This is a genomic window from Bacillus inaquosorum (genome assembly GCF_023238325.1).
GTDB classification, from domain to species: Bacteria; Bacillota; Bacilli; order Bacillales; family Bacillaceae; genus Bacillus; species Bacillus inaquosorum.
The window spans coordinates 888,500-905,905 of sequence record NZ_CP096592.1; the positions used below are offsets into that span (position 1 = coordinate 888,500).

17 protein-coding genes and 1 pseudogene are annotated in these 17,406 nt (G+C 46.2%); 11 read left to right on the plus strand and 7 right to left on the minus strand.

Annotated features, from left to right (window positions below; translation table 11 throughout):
* Nucleotides 1-33: 33 nt before the first annotated feature.
* Nucleotides 34-1,230 (minus strand): MFS transporter, encoded by a 1,197-nt coding sequence (locus M1M80_RS04345; protein WP_060398165.1) that lies wholly within the window; start codon nucleotides 1,228-1,230, stop codon nucleotides 34-36.
* A 210-nt stretch (nucleotides 1,231-1,440) separates the two neighbouring features.
* Nucleotides 1,441-1,656 carry a DUF1128 domain-containing protein gene (locus M1M80_RS04350; protein ID WP_003223104.1) on the minus strand — a complete coding sequence of 72 codons (216 nt, stop codon included), beginning with the start codon at nucleotides 1,654-1,656 and terminating at the stop codon, nucleotides 1,441-1,443.
* A gap of 203 nt (nucleotides 1,657-1,859) precedes the next feature.
* Between M1M80_RS04350 and yfkJ the strand changes: the two genes are divergently transcribed.
* Genes yfkJ through M1M80_RS04365 form a run of 3 tightly spaced genes read left to right on the plus strand, consistent with a single transcriptional unit; the run spans nucleotide 1,860 to nucleotide 3,519 of the window.
* The gene (gene yfkJ / locus M1M80_RS04355; RefSeq protein WP_003239845.1) at nucleotides 1,860-2,330 is read left to right on the plus strand and encodes a protein-tyrosine-phosphatase; all 471 of its coding nucleotides are present in this window, start codon (nucleotides 1,860-1,862) and stop codon (nucleotides 2,328-2,330) included.
* Nucleotides 2,331-2,347: 17 nt separating this feature from the next.
* Nucleotides 2,348-2,668 carry a hypothetical protein gene (locus tag M1M80_RS04360; protein WP_060398166.1) on the plus strand — a complete coding sequence of 107 codons (321 nt, stop codon included), beginning with the start codon at nucleotides 2,348-2,350 and terminating at the stop codon, nucleotides 2,666-2,668.
* Between the two features lie 23 nt (nucleotides 2,669-2,691).
* Nucleotides 2,692-3,519 carry a YihY family inner membrane protein gene (locus M1M80_RS04365; protein ID WP_019257785.1) on the plus strand — a complete coding sequence of 276 codons (828 nt, stop codon included), beginning with the start codon at nucleotides 2,692-2,694 and terminating at the stop codon, nucleotides 3,517-3,519.
* Between the two features lie 198 nt (nucleotides 3,520-3,717).
* Here the strand turns inward: M1M80_RS04365 and M1M80_RS04370 are convergent, their stop codons facing one another.
* Nucleotides 3,718-4,893, minus strand: a complete 1,176-nt coding sequence (locus tag M1M80_RS04370; protein ID WP_060398167.1) for an MFS transporter — start codon at nucleotides 4,891-4,893, stop codon at nucleotides 3,718-3,720.
* 168 nt (nucleotides 4,894-5,061) lie between these two features.
* Between M1M80_RS04370 and cax the strand changes: the two genes are divergently transcribed.
* Together cax and M1M80_RS04380 are read left to right on the plus strand one after the other, a co-directional pair.
* The gene (cax, locus tag M1M80_RS04375) at nucleotides 5,062-6,117 is read left to right on the plus strand and encodes a calcium/proton exchanger (RefSeq protein WP_060398168.1); all 1,056 of its coding nucleotides are present in this window, start codon (nucleotides 5,062-5,064) and stop codon (nucleotides 6,115-6,117) included.
* Between the two features lie 70 nt (nucleotides 6,118-6,187).
* The gene (locus tag M1M80_RS04380) at nucleotides 6,188-6,982 is read left to right on the plus strand and encodes a YfkD famly protein (RefSeq protein ID WP_080428973.1); all 795 of its coding nucleotides are present in this window, start codon (nucleotides 6,188-6,190) and stop codon (nucleotides 6,980-6,982) included.
* Between the two features lie 38 nt (nucleotides 6,983-7,020).
* On the opposite strand, the gene mscC is transcribed toward M1M80_RS04380, so the two are convergent.
* Together mscC and yfkAB are read right to left on the minus strand one after the other, a co-directional pair.
* Complete coding sequence (mscC, locus tag M1M80_RS04385; protein ID WP_080010752.1) at nucleotides 7,021-7,863, minus strand: mechanosensitive ion channel protein MscC; 843 nt, start codon at nucleotides 7,861-7,863, stop codon at nucleotides 7,021-7,023.
* Nucleotides 7,864-8,985 (minus strand): radical SAM/CxCxxxxC motif protein YfkAB, encoded by a 1,122-nt coding sequence (gene yfkAB / locus M1M80_RS04390; protein ID WP_060398170.1) that lies wholly within the window; start codon nucleotides 8,983-8,985, stop codon nucleotides 7,864-7,866. It lies immediately after the preceding gene.
* 145 nt (nucleotides 8,986-9,130) lie between these two features.
* Here yfkAB and M1M80_RS04395 point away from each other — a divergent pair, with 145 nt between their 5' ends.
* Both M1M80_RS04395 and pdaA read left to right on the plus strand, forming a co-directional pair.
* Nucleotides 9,131-9,316 carry an SE1561 family protein gene (locus tag M1M80_RS04395; RefSeq protein ID WP_003239829.1) on the plus strand — a complete coding sequence of 62 codons (186 nt, stop codon included), beginning with the start codon at nucleotides 9,131-9,133 and terminating at the stop codon, nucleotides 9,314-9,316.
* A 99-nt stretch (nucleotides 9,317-9,415) separates the two neighbouring features.
* Complete coding sequence (pdaA, locus tag M1M80_RS04400; protein ID WP_060398171.1) at nucleotides 9,416-10,207, plus strand: delta-lactam-biosynthetic de-N-acetylase; 792 nt, start codon at nucleotides 9,416-9,418, stop codon at nucleotides 10,205-10,207.
* A gap of 37 nt (nucleotides 10,208-10,244) precedes the next feature.
* On the opposite strand, the gene M1M80_RS04405 is transcribed toward pdaA, so the two are convergent.
* Together M1M80_RS04405 and corA are read right to left on the minus strand one after the other, a co-directional pair.
* Nucleotides 10,245-11,105, minus strand: coding sequence for an NAD(P)-dependent oxidoreductase (locus M1M80_RS04405; protein ID WP_060398172.1), 861 nt, complete (start codon nucleotides 11,103-11,105; stop codon nucleotides 10,245-10,247).
* 83 nt (nucleotides 11,106-11,188) lie between these two features.
* A complete protein-coding gene (gene corA, locus M1M80_RS04410; protein ID WP_060398173.1) occupies nucleotides 11,189-12,148 on the minus strand; it encodes a magnesium/cobalt transporter CorA in 960 nt (319 codons plus the stop codon).
* A 118-nt stretch (nucleotides 12,149-12,266) separates the two neighbouring features.
* Between corA and M1M80_RS04415 the strand changes: the two genes are divergently transcribed.
* The 4 genes and pseudogenes from M1M80_RS04415 to M1M80_RS04430 all read left to right on the plus strand — a co-directional run bounded on the left by M1M80_RS04415 (nucleotide 12,267) and on the right by M1M80_RS04430 (nucleotide 17,387).
* Nucleotides 12,267-13,130, plus strand: a complete 864-nt coding sequence (locus M1M80_RS04415) for a DNA-3-methyladenine glycosylase family protein (RefSeq protein WP_060398174.1) — start codon at nucleotides 12,267-12,269, stop codon at nucleotides 13,128-13,130.
* A 114-nt stretch (nucleotides 13,131-13,244) separates the two neighbouring features.
* Nucleotides 13,245-14,645, plus strand: a complete 1,401-nt coding sequence (gene rlmD / locus M1M80_RS04420; RefSeq protein WP_060398175.1) for a 23S rRNA (uracil(1939)-C(5))-methyltransferase RlmD — start codon at nucleotides 13,245-13,247, stop codon at nucleotides 14,643-14,645.
* Nucleotides 14,646-15,097: 452 nt separating this feature from the next.
* Entirely contained in the window at nucleotides 15,098-16,081 is a 984-nt protein-coding gene (locus M1M80_RS04425; protein WP_060400005.1) for a tRNA dihydrouridine synthase, read from the plus strand.
* Nucleotides 16,082-16,230: 149 nt separating this feature from the next.
* Nucleotides 16,231-17,387: pseudogene (locus tag M1M80_RS04430) on the plus strand (M20 metallopeptidase family protein).
* Nucleotides 17,388-17,406 lie beyond the last annotated feature (19 nt).

Below are 17,406 nucleotides of genomic sequence, written 5' to 3' on the forward strand. Positions count from 1 at the left end.
AAAAACGGACGCTCCCGGGCGTCCGTTTTTTATTTAATTACGGCTTGGAGCAGCCGTCAGTTTTTTGTATCTATAATACAAGAAGGCGGCTGCAGCTGTTCCGATGACTGCTATGCCGAAGTCAAACATAAAGATATGGGCGATGCCTCCCGCTTTTGCGATAAGCCCGGTGGCAATCGGCAGCAGAATTGACGCGATGCTTGAAGCGGTCGCTACAATTCCGGTAACGGTTCCTTTTCGCTTCCAGAAAAGCTCTGTCATTAATGTAATGGTAATTTGAAACACACCCGCGGTTGAAAACCCTAAGAAAAAGGCGGTGATGTCCAGCACAATTGGCACATGAACCGTCAGCATGACTGCAAGCGTACATAAAGTAATAACAGGATATAAGAGCGTAATCATGACTGGCTTTACCCATCTGTTCAGCAAAACGGCTAATAATAAAACGGATGTCAGAGATCCTATACTGTAATAGCTCAGCAATTGCACGGATGCTGATTCAGCTAAACCGGCAGCCTTTTGCGCGTAGCTCGGGAGCCAGATTTGAGAAACGGTAAATAAAGCCGTTGATGTAAAACCGATAATGATCAGTGCGGTGCCTTCTTTCTGAAAAACGGGTTCAGACAAGAAAGCGGGAGATTCCTGTTGGCCGCTGCTAGTTGGCATCTTCTGTCTCTTAGGAAACGAAAGCGTTGATAAATAAACGATATTCAGCGCATAGACTGCTGCCGGGAGATAAAAAGCAAATCCGTAAAACAGGCTGTGGTCTGATAAAAATGTGATCAAAAGCGGCAAAAGTGCTGCCCCGACAGACATAAAGGCTTTGACCAAGACATTCGCCGAGCCGGAAGCTGCCGGGAAGAGCTCGGTTAATGCCGGATAGGTTCCGGCGTCCATCGCTGAATTAGCGACTCCGGCTAATAAGGCGAACACAAACGCCAATTCATAGCTCGGTGATAAAGGAATACCGACTAAAAAGACGGCCATAATTCCTGCAGAAGCGACAACAAGCGGCTTTCTTCCGATTTTATCTGATAAAACGCCGGAAATGCCGTATGTCAGCAGCTTGCCGAATCCAATAGCGGCAATCACATAACTGATGCCGGTCGGGTCTGTATTCCACTGTTTCGTTAAAGAGGACATATTGGATGCGAGAATGATATTGACCATTCCGAGAAAGAAGTAGTTGATATACATTCCGGATGCTGTTTTGATAGATGTCGTTTTCATGCTTGTACTCCTTCAAATCTTTTTCGAACATTTGCTGTATGATGTTATAAACAGGCATGTCTTGGCCCGTCCGATATTGGAAAGCGTGGGCGCCCTGCCGCAGTATCATGTTTGGCAGTCTGGATTTCTTAATTCATGACGCCTGTCTTAAGGAAAATTGGTTTTGGGGCAATGATAAAAAAGACTCGCCGAGTTTTCGGCCAGTCTCCATTATTTACGAAGTGAGGCTAGCTCTTGAGCAATCGCCTGCATCTCACTTGGGCTGAATGATTGTTTTTTCATCACCATGCTGTGAAGGTACGTGAGGTCTTCGATCTTTTCATCACTGAAATCCTCCGCTTTAATCACGCCGACGTTCAGCATGTTCAGTTTTTGGGAAATCTCTTCAATCATTTGAGTTAACGTTTCTGTATTTGGGCTGGACAAATGGTTCCATCCTTTCTTTGCGCGATATTGGGTATGTTTTATTCTAACAGAATTCGCTCAGAAAAAAACCCTATTCTAAGAGCTGGCTGTTGATTTCAAAAAAGTGGAGACATCAGTTGAAAAGGAAATGAACATCCTACTAAGATATTGATGAAGGTTTCTTTTTAGAGAAATATGGGCAAAGAATAGGGAGGTTGCGCAACATGATAAGCGTGTTATTTGTTTGTTTAGGAAACATTTGCCGGTCTCCGATGGCGGAAGCGATTTTTCGGGACTTGGCAGCCAAAAAAGGATTAGAGGGGAAAATCAAGACGGATTCAGCCGGTATCGGCGGCTGGCACATCGGCAATCCGCCGCATGAAGGAACGCAGGAGATATTGCAGAGAGAAGGAATCAGCTTTGAGGGCATGCTGGCGCGTCAAGTCAGCGAACAGGATCTGGCCGATTTTGATTACATCATTGCGATGGACGCAGAAAATATCGGGAGCCTCAGAAGCATGGCGGGTTTTAAGAACACCTCGCATATCAAAAGGCTCTTGGACTATGTTGAAGATTCAGACCTTGCCGACGTACCCGATCCTTACTACACAGGGAACTTTGAAGAGGTCTGCCAACTAATCAAATCGGGCTGTGAGCATCTGCTTGCATCCATTCAAAAAGAAAAACAATTGTGAGTGAAAGGAGAATTTGCATGAACAACGAACGTTTAATGCTGAAAGGTATATTTCTCGGAGCTGCGGCAGGCGCGGCGTTATCGCTGCTCCATAAGCCGACAAGACAGGCATGCGGCATGAGATGGCTGACATGCAAGCATAAACTTTCACTGTACAAAAGCAATCCGGAACTGTTGAAAAACACCGTCATCACAAAAGTGGATGAGGCTAAGAAGCTGGCCCAAACGCTGTCAAAGGAAGTCGACTTTGTGAATAAGCAGGTGAAAGAACTGAAGAAAACAACGCCGCAAGTGATGGAGCTCGTACAGCAAACGAAAGAGCATTTTACAAAAAAATAATCAAACATGCGAGGTGAGGCGACATGAATTTTTTAAAAGAGCTTTTCAGCAGATATACCCTTCATGAAGGGCAAAGCAAATCAGCGGAGCTGGCGTATTTTTTTCTATTGTCGTTGTTTCCGTTTTTGATTTTTATGCTGACGCTCACCGCGTATCTTCCGCTTTCTACCGATGATGTTCTGGGAGTTGTCGAACAATATGCTCCCGCCAGTGCGATGTCCCTCGTTGAATCCATTACCCATCAAACCTTAAATAATCGAAATGGCGGTTTGCTGTCATTCGGGATTATCGCGGCTTTATGGTCTGCGTCTAATGGAATGAACGCCATCGTCCGCTCGTTAAATCATGCGTATGATGTGGAGGAAAACCGCTCTTTTATCATTGTTCGTCTAACCTCAATTTTTCTGACAATCGCCATGGTATTTACCATTTTAGTGGCTTTGCTTCTGCCGGTATTTGGCCGGCAGATCGGGATGCTTGCTTCAGACTTTGTCGGTGCGTCGGATCTGTTTTTATCCGTTTGGGAGGCGGTTCGCTGGGGTGTCAGCCCGCTTGTGCTGCTGATCGTTTTTTCCGCCCTGTATGTCATCGCGCCGAACAAAAAGCTGTCCCTCCGCTTTGTCATGCCCGGTGCGGTGTTTGCGACCATCGGCTGGATCGTTGTCAGCACCCTGTTTTCATTTTACGTCAGTACGTTTGCAAATTATAGCGCCACATATGGAAGCATCGGGGGAATCATCGTCCTGATGATTTGGTTTTACTTGAGCGGCATTTTAATTATCCTGGGGGGAGAAATCAACGCTCTTTTACATAAACGTAAAAAGCTTCCTGATGAAAATCCCTATTATTAGTGCACCCTATAAACGAACTTCGGTTCAAAAAGATGTCGGGGGGCTATCGTGATGACCAAACATACGAAAAAAGGCGGAAGCCACAATAAACAAAATTCGAAAAGCAAATCGAGCAATAAAACAAGCGGAAGCGCCAACGGACAAAACGGCTATCATTAGCATAAAAGCCTCCTGACGTCATGTCAGGAGGCTTTTTGATTAGGAAGATGAAGAATAAGTCTCAGCCGGTGACCAGCTTTTGGGTTTGCCCAGGACAAGGGCCAGCCATACAGCGCTAAGCGTAAGGGTAATGAAATAAAACAAGTTTGCGCTTTCAAATGTCTGCATATACCAGCCGCCGGCAATCGGGCCAAGGATGCTGCCGAGACTGAATGTAATGCCGCAAAGCAGGTTCCCCGCCGGCAGCAGGTGGGGAGGAAGAAGATCTGTCATATAACTGATGCCAAGTGTAAAGGTTGATCCGACTGCCATTCCTGCTATAAAAAAGGAGCAGCCGATCACGAAAGGCAAAGGGAATACGCCGGCGATGAAAAAGCAGAGCGCCCCTGTCAGTAAAATGACAAGCAGCACATTCCGCCGCCCGTATTTATCGCTGAGGATGCCGAGCGGAAACTGAAAAATAATGCTTCCAATCGCAAAAGCGGGAAGGATCAGTGCCACTGCATCTACTGATATTCCCAGCCGGAGCGCGTACACAGGAAAGCTTCCGTTTAGGGCCGTCTCCAAAAAGCCGTAGCCGAATGTAGGCATAAAGGCAACCCATCCAAACAGCATGGCTTGATAAAACCGCCTGAAACTATTGTCTGATTTGGTTTCGTAAGGACTGGTTTCCGGGTATGCATTTTGTAGAAAGAAAACAAAAAGCCACGCAAACAGACTGAAGCAGCCGGACACGATAAAAGGCAGCGCCGGGCTCAGCTTGACAAGCGGAACCATGAAAGGGCCCGCGGCAAAGCCAAGACCGAAGGAAAGCCCGTAAATCGACAGGTTTCTTCCGCGATTTTGTTTCGATGACATGGAGGTCACCCATGTTTGCGTAGAAAAGTGAAGCATGTGGTCGCCGATTCCGATAAACAGGCGAAGCAGGAACCAGATCCAAACCGACTGAAGCCAAATAAATCCGAACAAGCTTACAATCACAATGCTTCCGCCAATGACGATCAGCGGCTTGAATCCGAGCTTTCTGAGCGGCGCCTCCATAAACGGCGAAGCCAAAAGCACACCGATGTACAGTCCGGTCGCGTGCAGGCCGTTGATGGCGGCCGATTCCCCATTTGTTTCAAAGATGATCGAGATGACAGGCAGCAGCATGCCTTGTGAAAACCCGGAAATGGAAACGAGCAAAACAAGAATAAAGAAATGAAATCGTGACATCGCGTTTGTTCTCCTTATGTGGAATCTATGTTGATCGTACAATGATTTCCAAAAGCAGGCAACCTGAAAAAAGCCTATATCACAGGTAAACATTTGACCTCGTGTAATCATGATGATTTTTGTGAAGAATAAAAATAAAACAAGTCATATAAAAGGAGCCAACTCACCATGAATCGTATCTTTTTTATTTTAGTAGCTGCGGGGATTCCGCTTTCTGTGATCGGCAGTTTCATGCATTGGCCTTCTGCCATTCTCTTTGCAGTGTATTGCATAACGATTATCGCACTTGCAAGCTATATGGGGAGGGCGACGGAAGCGCTGTCCATCATCGCAGGCCCGCGAATCGGCGGTCTTTTAAACGCCACCTTCGGGAATGCGGTTGAGCTGATTATTTCCCTTTTTGCATTAAAGGAAGGCCTGACCGGAATCGTGCTTGCCTCTTTAACCGGTTCAGTGCTGGGGAACCTGCTGCTGGTAGCGGGCCTATCGTTTTTTGTCGGCGGTTTAAAATATAAGCGGCAGGAATTTAATATCCATGATGCGCGCCATAATTCCGGTCTTTTGATTTTTGCCATCATTGTCGCTTTCGTAATTCCTGAGGTATTCTCCGTTGGTATGGGCGACGTGAGCAAGCTCAATTTAAGCATCGGCATCAGCATCATTTTGATTCTGTTGTATGTGGCGGCTCTATACTTTAAGCTCGTCACGCACCGCGGTGTTTATCAGCCGAATCATGCTGCCCAGCATGTGGAAGAGGAGGAGCCGGAATGGTCAGGGAAGGTTGCCACGATTGTTTTGTTTGCCGCAACGATTGCTGTGGCATACATATCCGAAAACCTGGTGCACACATTCCACGCGGTGGCTGAGCAGTTCGGCTGGAGTGAGCTGTTTATCGGGGTCATTATTGTTGCGATTGTCGGTAATGCCGCGGAGCACGCGTCAGCCATCATCATGGCCTATAAAAATAAAATGGACATTGCGGTTGAAATCGCAGTCGGTTCCACGCTGCAAATTGCTATGTTTGTCGCACCGGTTCTCGTCATCTGTTCCATCTTTTTCCCGGTAAGCATGCCGCTTGTGTTTACACTGCCGGAGCTCGTGGCGATGGTATCATCGGTTCTCTTGATGATCGCCATTTCGAATGACGGTGATTCCAACTGGTTTGAAGGGGCGACACTGCTTGCCGCATATATCATTATGGCGATCGGCTTTTTCCTTCTTTAACCTAAAAAAATGATGGATAACAATAAAGCGGGATGAAAAGACTAAGGGAAAATGCCATAGAAAGAGTGATATGATGAAAAAGCTATTTCATTCCACACTTATTGTGTTGTTATTCTTTGGTTTTTTCGGCGTTCAGCCCATCCACGCGAAAAAGCAGTTTAAGGTTCCTAATTCTGTCGCAAGCATTTCAAAGGAAAATACGTATCCAAATGCTTCACAGGATCAGCCGATGCTTCAGCCGAGCAAGCTGGCAAAGGAACTGCTCGATCATTCTGAGGTGAAGATTGAAAATCCGCACCTCATCAAAATGCTGAATGAATCCAACATATCCGGCACACCGCTTGCGGTTGGCTACCGGGCAACAATATTTCTCGGGAAATGGGCGCTCGGCTATGAATCAAATGAAACAGTTGCGAACTGGGAATATAAAAAAATCAACACAAACCGTGCAGATAACCGCGGCGGGAAAGAAACGGCTGAAATGCATTATGCCCAAGAACAGCAATACAAAGTAAAGGGCGGCCTGACAGCTAAGGTTCCAAATGCGGAAGATGTCAAAAGCATGATGATGCTGAAAGCGATGAAAAAAACGAACCTTCCGCTTGCATTTGATACAGTCGTCGGAGCGGGTACAAAGCGGGATCAGATTTATAAAGTCGCTCCTAAAAAACTCGGTTATTTAAATGCATATGCACCGGCTGTGAATGAAAAAGGAAAAGTGACTTACGGAGAAGTGTACTTAGTGCTGAAAGGGAATAAACGAAAACTTGTCGTAAAAAATGTCACGTCACAGGGTATCGGCGCCTGGATTCCGGTTCAAGACCACGTCACGTTTGGCTTTCAGCTTTCCTCACAGCCAAGATAAACAAAAAACTGATTCCAACTCGGAATCAGTTTTTTTATTTATTGCGTTCTCTCGATTCTGACCGCTTCCTCAAGCATTTGCACATTGTTTTGGTACAGCTGGCGAACGAGTACCCGTCTTACTGCAAGGCTGGCACTGAAATAATCATCATCTTTCACCATGCCTTTTACCGTAAATTCGACGCCGCGATTGATTTTATTCAATGCGGTGATTCCGTGGATTTGAAACGGTTCTGTCGGATTGCCGAATTCATCCCGCTTCAATGAATCCCGAAGCTCTTCATTCAGCATGTCACATGCCTCTTCCAATACGCTGTACACGCGGTCCGGATCTTCTTTAAAGCTGATGAGAAAGGATTCGGTAATCCGCATAAAATCGATATTATAGTTCTCTATCTGTCTGACCTCACCGTTGCTGATGGTGAGAAGCTTCCCGCTCCATTCCCGGATTTGCAGAGAGCGAAGGCCGATTTCTTCCACTGTCCCGTTAAACAAATTGTTGACGGTGACATAATCGCCTTTGTGCAGCTGGCGTTCATAAATTAAGAACACACCCGCCAGCACATCCTTAATCAGCGATTGGGCGCCAAAACCGATCACGATACCGGCTACACCAGCCCCGGCTAATATTTTGCCGAAATCATGCACAAATAAAGAAATAACGTAAAAGATAAAACCAATCGTCGCCGTATACTGGGTGACAGAACGGACAAGGCTTTCAATTGTTTTTTCTTTTCTTTCTTCAATAAAGTCCGTCCGTTTAAAAAATAGCTGCACCAATCGGTTGATGATAAAGACACCGATCCAAAGGATAACGGCAACGAGGAGAATATCGACGATTTTATTCTGAAAAATCTCCGTAAGTGTTTCTTCCATCCGCATCTAACTCCTGGCTTGACGTTTTGTGAAATCTGTATTCTGATAATAACTGTTTTTGACGAGAACATTCGGCCCGAGGCATCGGACATTCGGGCAGTGGCAATTCAGTTCTTTCGCAAGCTTGGTCCCTCTCCATTTTTCATAGGCGGAAGGGAGGCTGTCCGTCTGAATATTGCCAAGCGGCGGTGTATCGCCGAAATCGGTCACGATAATGTTTCCGTCGAAAATGTTCACATTCAGGCGGGAACGGCCGTCAGGGTCATTTCTCACCGTGACGTTTTTCGCCGCGCGAAGCCGGCGAAGCAGCTTTTGATCCTCTTCGTCTGAACTGCAGGCATAAAACGGAAGTGTCCCGAACAGCATCCACGTATTTTCATCACGAATATCCAGCAAGCGGTGAATGGCCTGTCTCATCTCTTTCAGGCTGAGAGATTCAAGAGCGCTTGCGAAATCGCTCGGATACATCGGATGGACTTCGTGACGCTGACATTTCATATCTTCTGTGATTTGGCGGTGAATATGCTCAATATGAGGAAGTGTGCGTTTATTAAGCATTGTTTCCGCAGATACCATCACCCCGGCTTCCACAAGCGTGCGGCTGTTTTCGATCATTTTTTCAAAATAACGCGCGCGCTGTTCGAAGGTGGGTTTTCTGTCCATCATGGCAAAGCCGATTTCAGCAAAATCCTCAACTGTACCCCAGTTATGAGAAATATGAAGCACATCAAGATACGGAATAATCCATTCGTATCGTTCAATATCAAGGGTCAGGTTGGAATTGATCTGCGTCCTCACACCCCGCTCATGGGCGTATTTCAATAATGGAACGACATATTCCTTTACTGATTTTAACGAAAGCATCGGCTCTCCGCCTGTAATACTGATGGATCGCAGGCGCGGGATTTCCTCCAGCCGTTTTAACAGAAGATCTATTGGCAGAGCATTCGGGTCTTTAGGCTGCAAGGTATAGCCTACAGCGCAATGCTCGCATCTCATATTGCACAGTGTCGTCGTTGTGAATTCAACGTTTGTCAGCTGCATTTCGCCATACTGCTCAACATCCATATAGGCTTCCCAAGGGTCAAACTCGGGTGTAATCGGACGCAGCTTCGTGTTTTGTGTCATGACTATCTAACTCCTTTATAAATGGGGCATACTAACGCTGCCAACAGTTAATTTTAGACCTGAATTGACAAGTTCGCAAGTAGCGGAGCGATTGAAAAACGGCAAAAAATGAGCTACCATAATAAAAAATGAATGGAGGAACAGAATGGGGAACGCAGTAAACAATAAGGACCAGCAGCTAGATTATTTGAAGAACAGACTTGATATGTTTATGAACGTCATCGATTCATTAGACCCTGAAGCAACCGACGTTGAAGATATAGACAGGCTTATCAGCATGCTTGATGACCTGGAAGCCAAATACGAACGCTTTAAAAAAGATTGGGAATAAAACCGCGCATGCCGCGGTTTTTTATATTGGCATAAAGCGTCAGTATAAAACGAAGGACCTTTCTGTAAAATAAGAAAAAATGCAGAAGGAGCGCTGGCCATGAAGTGGATGTGTTCAATATGCTGCGCCGCCGTCTTGCTTGCCGGGGGCGCAGCACAGGCGGAAGCGGTGCCGAATGAGCCGATTAACTGGGGCTTTAAACGAAGTGTCAATCATCAGCCGCCTGATGCCGGGAAGCAGCTGAACAGTTTAATTGAAAAATATGACGCGTTTTATTTAGGCAATACAAAGGAAAAAACGATTTACTTAACGTTTGATAACGGCTATGAAAATGGCTATACGCCAAAAGTGCTTGATGTCTTAAAAAAACATCGCGTAACAGGAACATTTTTTGTTACAGGGCATTTCGTAAAGGATCAGCCTGAGCTGATCAAACGAATGTCAGATGAAGGCCATATTATCGGCAACCATTCCTTTCACCATCCGGATTTGACGAAAAAAACAGCTGACCAGATTCAAGACGAACTTGATTCCGTCAACGAAGAGGTCTATAAAATTACGGGAAAGCAGGACAACCTGTATCTGCGCCCGCCCCGCGGCGTGTTCAGTGAGTATGTGCTGAAAGAAACGAAACGCTTAGGCTATCAAACCGTTTTCTGGTCGGTCGCTTTTGTTGATTGGAAAATCAACAACCAAAAAGGGAAGAAATATGCCTACGATCATATGATCAAGCAGGCGCATCCAGGAGCCATTTACCTGCTTCACACCGTATCGAGGGACAATGCCGAAGCTCTGGATGATGCGATCACAGATCTGAAAAAACAAGGCTATACATTTAAAAGTATTGATGATTTGATGTTTGAGAAAGAGATGAAGCTGCCGTCTTTGTAACAAGAAAGCCCCTCCTTAAACGGAGAGGCTTTTCTCATTACTTTATACATTTAATCAGTGCAGCCCAATCCAGATCTCCGAAGCCTTTTTCAATCCCGCTTTCAAAATGGCTCTTGGCCAGCTCGGCAAGAGGGAGGTTTGCAGAGACTCGTTCTGCGGCGGCGAGTGCCAGATTGGTATCCTTGAGACCTAAGGTCATTTTGAAACTGGCCGGCTCAAATTTCTGCTCGGCCATGATGGTTCCGTAATTTTGATAGACAGGAGAGCCAAAGAGCGCGCTGGTGATTTCTAAAAATTGTTTTTGTTCTAAGCCGTACTTTTCCATCAGTAAGAATGATTCAGATAATGCCTCAAGCATAGACACGAGCAAGAAATTGATGCTGATTTTGGCTGCATTTGCAGTCTTGCTTTCATCGCCGACGTCAAATACCTGCTGACTCAGGCTGTCAAGCAGAGGCTTGGCTGTTTGCTTTGCTTCCGCTGGTCCGGCTGTTATGATGCGGAGCGCGGCTTTGGCGGCGGCATCCGGTCTGCCAAGTACAGGAGCGGCGAGAAAGGATTGTCCTTTCTCTGCATGAGCCGCTGCGAGCTTTTCTGAGAACTCAACACTGATCGTGCTCATCGAGATGTGAATGCCGTTCTCTGCTAATCCTTCAATCAATCCGTCTTCTCCAAATGTCACGGCGCTGACAGAATCGTCATCTGAAAGCATCGTTATGACAATATCAGCGGACTCTGCCGCCTGTCGCGGCGTGTCAGCTGCCTGTGCGCCTTCTGATGCAAGTTCTTCCGTCTTTTGTTTCGTTCGATTATAAACAGTCAATTTGTAGCCTGCTTGAAGCACATTTCTGGCAATGGGCTGTCCCATATTGCCGAGTCCGATGACAGCGATTTTCAATCTGATCACTCCCTGAATATTTTTTCCATTATAAACAAAAGAACATGATCTGCCAACATAAAAAGAACAGCTTCACGCTGTCCTCATTTAAATATATTGAACCATCCTTTATGTACAAACCATATCAGCATCCCGATCACAAGCGCGGCCATAAGGCCGAGCACGGCAAAATATCCGTATTTCCAATGCAGCTCCGGCATGTTGTCGAAGTTCATGCCGTATACCCCGGCGATAAAGGTAAGCGGAATAAAAATGGTTGACACGATCGTCAGTGTCATCATAATCGCGTTCATCCGGTTTGAATTCAGTGTCACGTAGCTGTCGCGCAAGTCGGACGTCATGTCACGGTTGGATTCCACAATCTCAGACAATTTTAACAAATGATCGTATATGTCACTGAAGTAGGCTTTCGTTTCCCGCTGCTCTTTCACATGGTCTAGGCTTAAAATCCGATAGAGCAAATCACGCATTGGAATAATTGTCCGTCTCAAGTGCAAAAGGTCTGTCCTGAGATCAAACACCTCATTCATCAGTGTTCCGTACGTTTTGTGGGGCCGGCTTTCTTCAATTTCGTTTAGCCGGTCTTCAATTTTGTACACGAGAGGAAAATACTCATCAACAAGCTGATCCATGATCATATAAGAAATGTGCCCAGGCCCTTTTTTAAATATGTCGGGTGAAGCATACAATCGCTCCCGGACTTTGGCGATACCGGGTGTTTCGTGTAAATGAAAGGTGACGACAAATCTTTCGCCTTGAAAAATATCGACTTCTTCCATCTCAAGCGTTTCGTGGTTCAGCGCATGAATCACGTAAAAGCGATAGCCGTCATAATGGTCAAGCTTCGGCCGTTGCATATGCTGGAAGCAATCCTCTATGGCAAGCGGATGAAAATGAAAAAAATCTCTCAATAACGCCGTTTCCGTATCCTCCGGGCCGTAAAAATCAACCCAGTACCATGCAATATCAGGCTGTTCCACACGTTCGATTGGTATATTTTTCAGCAGCTGATGCTCTGTTGTAATTGCGGTAATGTTGATCATAAACAACCCTCCACCTGCCATTATATCATGCGGCCTTTATGAGAAAAGTATACGGTGTTCTCTGCCTATTTCCAGCGGCGTGTTATACTGAACAAAAAACGGAAAAAGGGTGGATTGCATGTGGAAGGAAAACGTATCTGTCACGCCTCCGTACCATTTTGACCGGGTGTTGGACAGACTGTCTTTAGATCCCCTCAATGCGGTAGATAAAGAAGCGCGGGAAATCCGTGTGCCGATCAGAAACCAGGCGGGGGATGTGTGTATTGTGAAGGTACAGGCGTTAGGCCATGCGGCCGAGCCTGATTTTCTCGTCAGCGGGGAAACGGATCAGGATGAGATGATGAAGGAAATCAAGCGGATTTTTCAATGGGAACATGATTTGCAGCACGTTCTCGATCATTTTTCGAAAACGAGTCTGTCCGCCATTTTTGAAGAGCATGCAGGCACGCCGCTTGTACTGGACTACAGCGTGTACAACTGCATCATGAAATGCATCATCCACCAGCAGCTCAATCTTTCCTTCGCTTACACGCTAACAGAACGGTTTGTCCATGCGTTTGGCGAGCAGAAGGACGGCGTGTGGTGCTACCCAAAGCCGGAAACGATTGCGGAACTCGATTATCAGGATCTTCGCGATCTGCAATTCAGCATGAGAAAAGCGGAATACGCCATTGATACATCAAGGATGATCGCAGAAGGCACACTCGACTTGTCAGAGCTTCCGAATATGACGGATGAAGACATTATGAAGAAACTGATCAAAATCAGAGGCATCGGCCCGTGGACCGTGCAAAACGTTCTCATGTTCGGCCTTGGACGCCCTAATTTATTCCCGCTTGCCGATATCGGTCTCCAGAATGCGATCAAACGCCATTTTCAGCTGGACGATAAGCCGGCAAAGGATATCATGCTGGCGATGAGCAAGGAGTGGGAGCCTTACTTAAGCTATGCATCTCTGTATTTGTGGAGGAGTATCGAATAATTCGTCTGACAATGAAGGAAATCCTGCAAACGTGTTATACTAGAAAGATGTGAAAAAAACATTTCACTTTCTGCCATCTGCAGAAAGCTTCATTATAGAAACGGAGAGAACAACGTGAACCAACAAAAGAAACAGGCGCCCGTCGAACTGAAAGTCGGACAAACCTTTCCGCTGACGATTAAGCGTCTCGGCATTAACGGTGAAGGTGTCGGCTACTTTAAGAAAAAAGTCGTCTTTGTGCCCGGCGCGCTTCCTGGTGAAGAGGTTGTCGTGCAGGCCACAAAGGTTCAGCCGAAGTTTTCGGAGGGGCGCATTAAGAAGATCCGCAAATCGTCGGAGCACCGCGTGGCACCGCCTTGTCCTGTATATGAACAGTGCGGCGGCTGTCAGCTTCAGCACCTTGCATACAGCCAGCAGCTTCGGGAAAAACGAGACATCGTCATTCAGTCGCTTGAGCGCCATACGAAGTTTAAAATAGAGAACATGGAAATCAAAGAAACGATCGGCATGGACAACCCGTGGAATTACCGCAACAAAAGCCAATTCCAAATCGGGCGCTCGCAAAGCGGCAGCATCATCGCCGGCTTATACGGCCTTGATTCTCATGATATTGTGCCGATTAAAGACTGCGTCGTCCAGCATCCGGCAACAAATAAAACAACAGGAATCGTCCGCCGCATTTTAGAGGAATTCAATGTGTCTGTTTATAATGAACGGAAGCGAAAAGGCGACGTTCGCACCATTGTGACGCGAGTCGGCTTTGAAACAGGCGAAGTGCAGGTCGTGCTTGTGACAGCAAAAGAAACGCTTCCGCACAAGGAAGAAATCGTCAAAGCGATCCAAAAGCGCCTGCCAGAGGTCAAATCCATTATCCAAAATGTAAACGGAGCGAAAACCTCTGTGATTTTCGGTGAGAAAACAAAACCGCTCGCCGGAAAAACAGTGATCCAAGAGGTGCTTGGCGACGTATCATTTGAACTGAGCGCCCGCGCTTTTTTCCAGCTCAACCCGGAGCAAACCGTCAAGCTGTATGACGAAGTGAAAAAAGCGGCGCAGCTGACCGGAAAAGAAAAAGTCGTTGACGCGTATTGCGGCGTCGGCACCATCGGAATGTGGGTGGCGGACGGAGCGAAGGAAGTCCGCGGCATGGACGTCATAAAGGAATCAATTGATGATGCCAAGAAAAACGCCAAAAAACACGGCATGACAAATGCCACCTACGTAACAGGAACAGCTGAGCATTGGCTCCCGAAATGGACGAAAGAAGGCTTCCGTCCGGACGTCGTCATCGTCGACCCGCCAAGAACCGGCTGTGACAGCACGTTCCTGGACACGATCAAAAAAGTCAAACCGAAACGCTTTGTTTACGTTTCCTGCAATCCATCCACGCTTGCGAAGGACTTGCAGGCACTGTCAAAGGATTATCGCGTGGAATATATTCAGCCTGTGGATATGTTTCCGCAGACGGCTCATGTGGAAGCTGTGGCGAAGCTTGTATTGAAATCGTCTAACTAAAATAAACAATTCCTAATCAGACTTGGATTCCGGTAAAATAAACAATTTCGGTTTCCGGGTCTTTTTCGTGCGCCGCCCTTGTCCAGTCTGTAATTTCTCGGTTTTTTTCAATAAGAATCCCGGGATTTTTAAGATCCAAACCAATTCAATATCTTAGCGATACTTTCTTTCACAAATTTGGGTAGGGGCGCAGAAACAAGTATGTGATACTCGTCCATCTAAAAAATACTCAGGAGTATACTGTATAAATCTCGATAATATACCTAGCCTATGATCTAAACTGCCTTTTCTCACCGGTTTCTTTACACTTGGTAAAGATTTAAATGTTCAAAATTTACTATAGTTTGATAAGAAGTGCTGAAGCATGCTATAAGTGTAAAAGAAGCATGATCAGCTTTTTAATTTGGGATAAAGATTTGGCCGTCTCCATAATGAAAGGATTTGAATTTGTTATGATAGATAATTTCTGGCGTGAACTACCACGACCATTTTTTGTACTGGCACCAATGGAAGATGTGACGGATGTTGTTTTCCGCCATGTAGTGAGTGAAGCTGGCAGACCGGATGTGTTTTTTACAGAGTTTACAAACTCGGAGAGCTATTGTCACCCGGATGGGAAGGATAGTGTGCGTGGCCGTTTGACTTTCACAGAGGATGAACAGCCAATGGTGGCTCATATATGGGGGGATAAGCCTGAAAACTTTCGCCAAATGAGTATTGGAATGGCGGAATTAGGGTTTAAGGGTCTGGATATCAATATGGGTTGCCCTGTGCCTAATGTGGCAGGGAATGGAAAGGGAAGCGGCCTTATTTGTCGTCCAGAGGTTGCAGCAGAATTAATACAAGCAGCAAAAGCAGGGGGATTGCCAGTAAGCGTGAAAACAAGGCTTGGTTACACGGATATAGATGAATGGCGCGATTGGCTGACACATGTATTGAAGCAGGATATTGCTAATCTTTCCATTCATCTGCGTACAAGAGCTGAAATGAGTAAAGTGGATGCGCATTGGGAACTCATCCCGGAGATTAAGAAACTTCGTGACGAGGTGGCGCCAGATACACTTTTGACGATCAATGGTGATATTCCTGACCGCCAAACTGGTTTGAAGCTCGCTGAACAATATGGTGTTGATGGGATTATGATCGGACGCGGTATTTTTACAAATCCGTTTGCCTTTGAAAAGGAGTCGAAAGAACATAGCAGTAAGGAATTGCTTGATCTCTTAAGGCTGCATCTGGATCTCCATGATGAATATTCTAAAACAGAAGCTCGTGCGTACAAACCTCTTCCTCGCTTTTTCAAGATATATCTCCGTGGATTCCGCGGGGCAAGTGAATTAAGAAATCAATGCATGAACACAAAGTCAACAGATGAAGTGCGTGCATTGCTCGATGACTTTGAGAGAAAGTATCTTGATGGGGTGGAAGAGCAGTAGAAGAGGAAATCTGTCAGATTTCCTCTTCTTTTTTTGATCCATGTCACCTTTAATAAGTCAGATTGTCTGACATTCCGATTGAACCAGCGCCATATAATCAATAAAGTAAATGCAAGAGTTTCTAAAAACGATTGGGGGCTGGAAGCATGATGGATGAATATGCCGCTACGTACAAGAATGTGATTGGATGGAGGAGACATCTCCATCAATACCCAGAGCTGTCCTTTCAAGAAGAAAAAACAGCTCAATTTGTATATGATACGCTTTCTTCTTTTGGCAACCTTGACATCAGCCGTCCGACAAGGACAAGCGTGGTCGCTCGGCTGATCGGTTCCCGGACCGGTAAACGCATTGGGCTGCGTGCTGATATGGACGCCCTGCCGATTCAGGAGGAGCATGAGAACGATTTTTCTTCCCTGCATTCGGGTGTGATGCATGCCTGCGGCCATGATGGGCATACCGCTATGCTGCTTGGGGCGGCTGAGATATTATCTCAGAGAAAGGACGAAATCAGAGGAGAAGTCTATTTCATTTTTCAGCATGCTGAGGAGGTTCATCCCGGCGGAGCGCAGGAAATGGTGCAGGCCGGTGTTACCGATCATCTTGATATGTGCTTAGCCATCCATCTGTTTTCTGCCATGCCATTAGGAAAAATCGGTCTGGCATCAGGTGCTGTCACTGCGAATTCTGACCGCTTTGATATCACGATTCAAGGAAAAGGCGGACACGCCTCCCAGCCCGAACAGTGCGTCGATCCGCTCGTGATCGCCTCTCAGCCTCGAGACATACAGATCCAGCTGAAAGGCTGGTGCTCTCCGTCACGATGTGCAGCGCAGGCTCAGCCTTCAATGTCATCCCAGATACCGTAACGCTGGGCGGGACATTGCGAACGTTTAAGGAAGAAATCCGGGAACAGGCGAAACTGCGGATGGAGCAGATCATAAAAGGTGTAACCGAAGCCCACGGCGCCTCATATGAATTTGATTTTCGCCATGGATACAAATCTGTTGTAAACGATCGGGATATCACCGAGCTTGTGAAACAAGCAGCAGTAAGTCTTTGGGGAGAGGGACAGGTATTTCCGTTAGAACCGATGATGGGCGGTGAGGATTTCTCCGCATTTTCTGAACGAGTGCCGAGCTGTTACATCGCTTTGAGAGCGGGAGGCGAGGAGATGATCTATCCTCATCACCATCCTAAATTCACATTTGACGAAAACGCATTACCAGCAGGCGTTAAATTATTTGTAAATTCAGTCTTTTTTATTCTCAATTCCCATCATACGTTTTCTGTAAAGGCATACTAAAACCGATTATAGGAGGGCG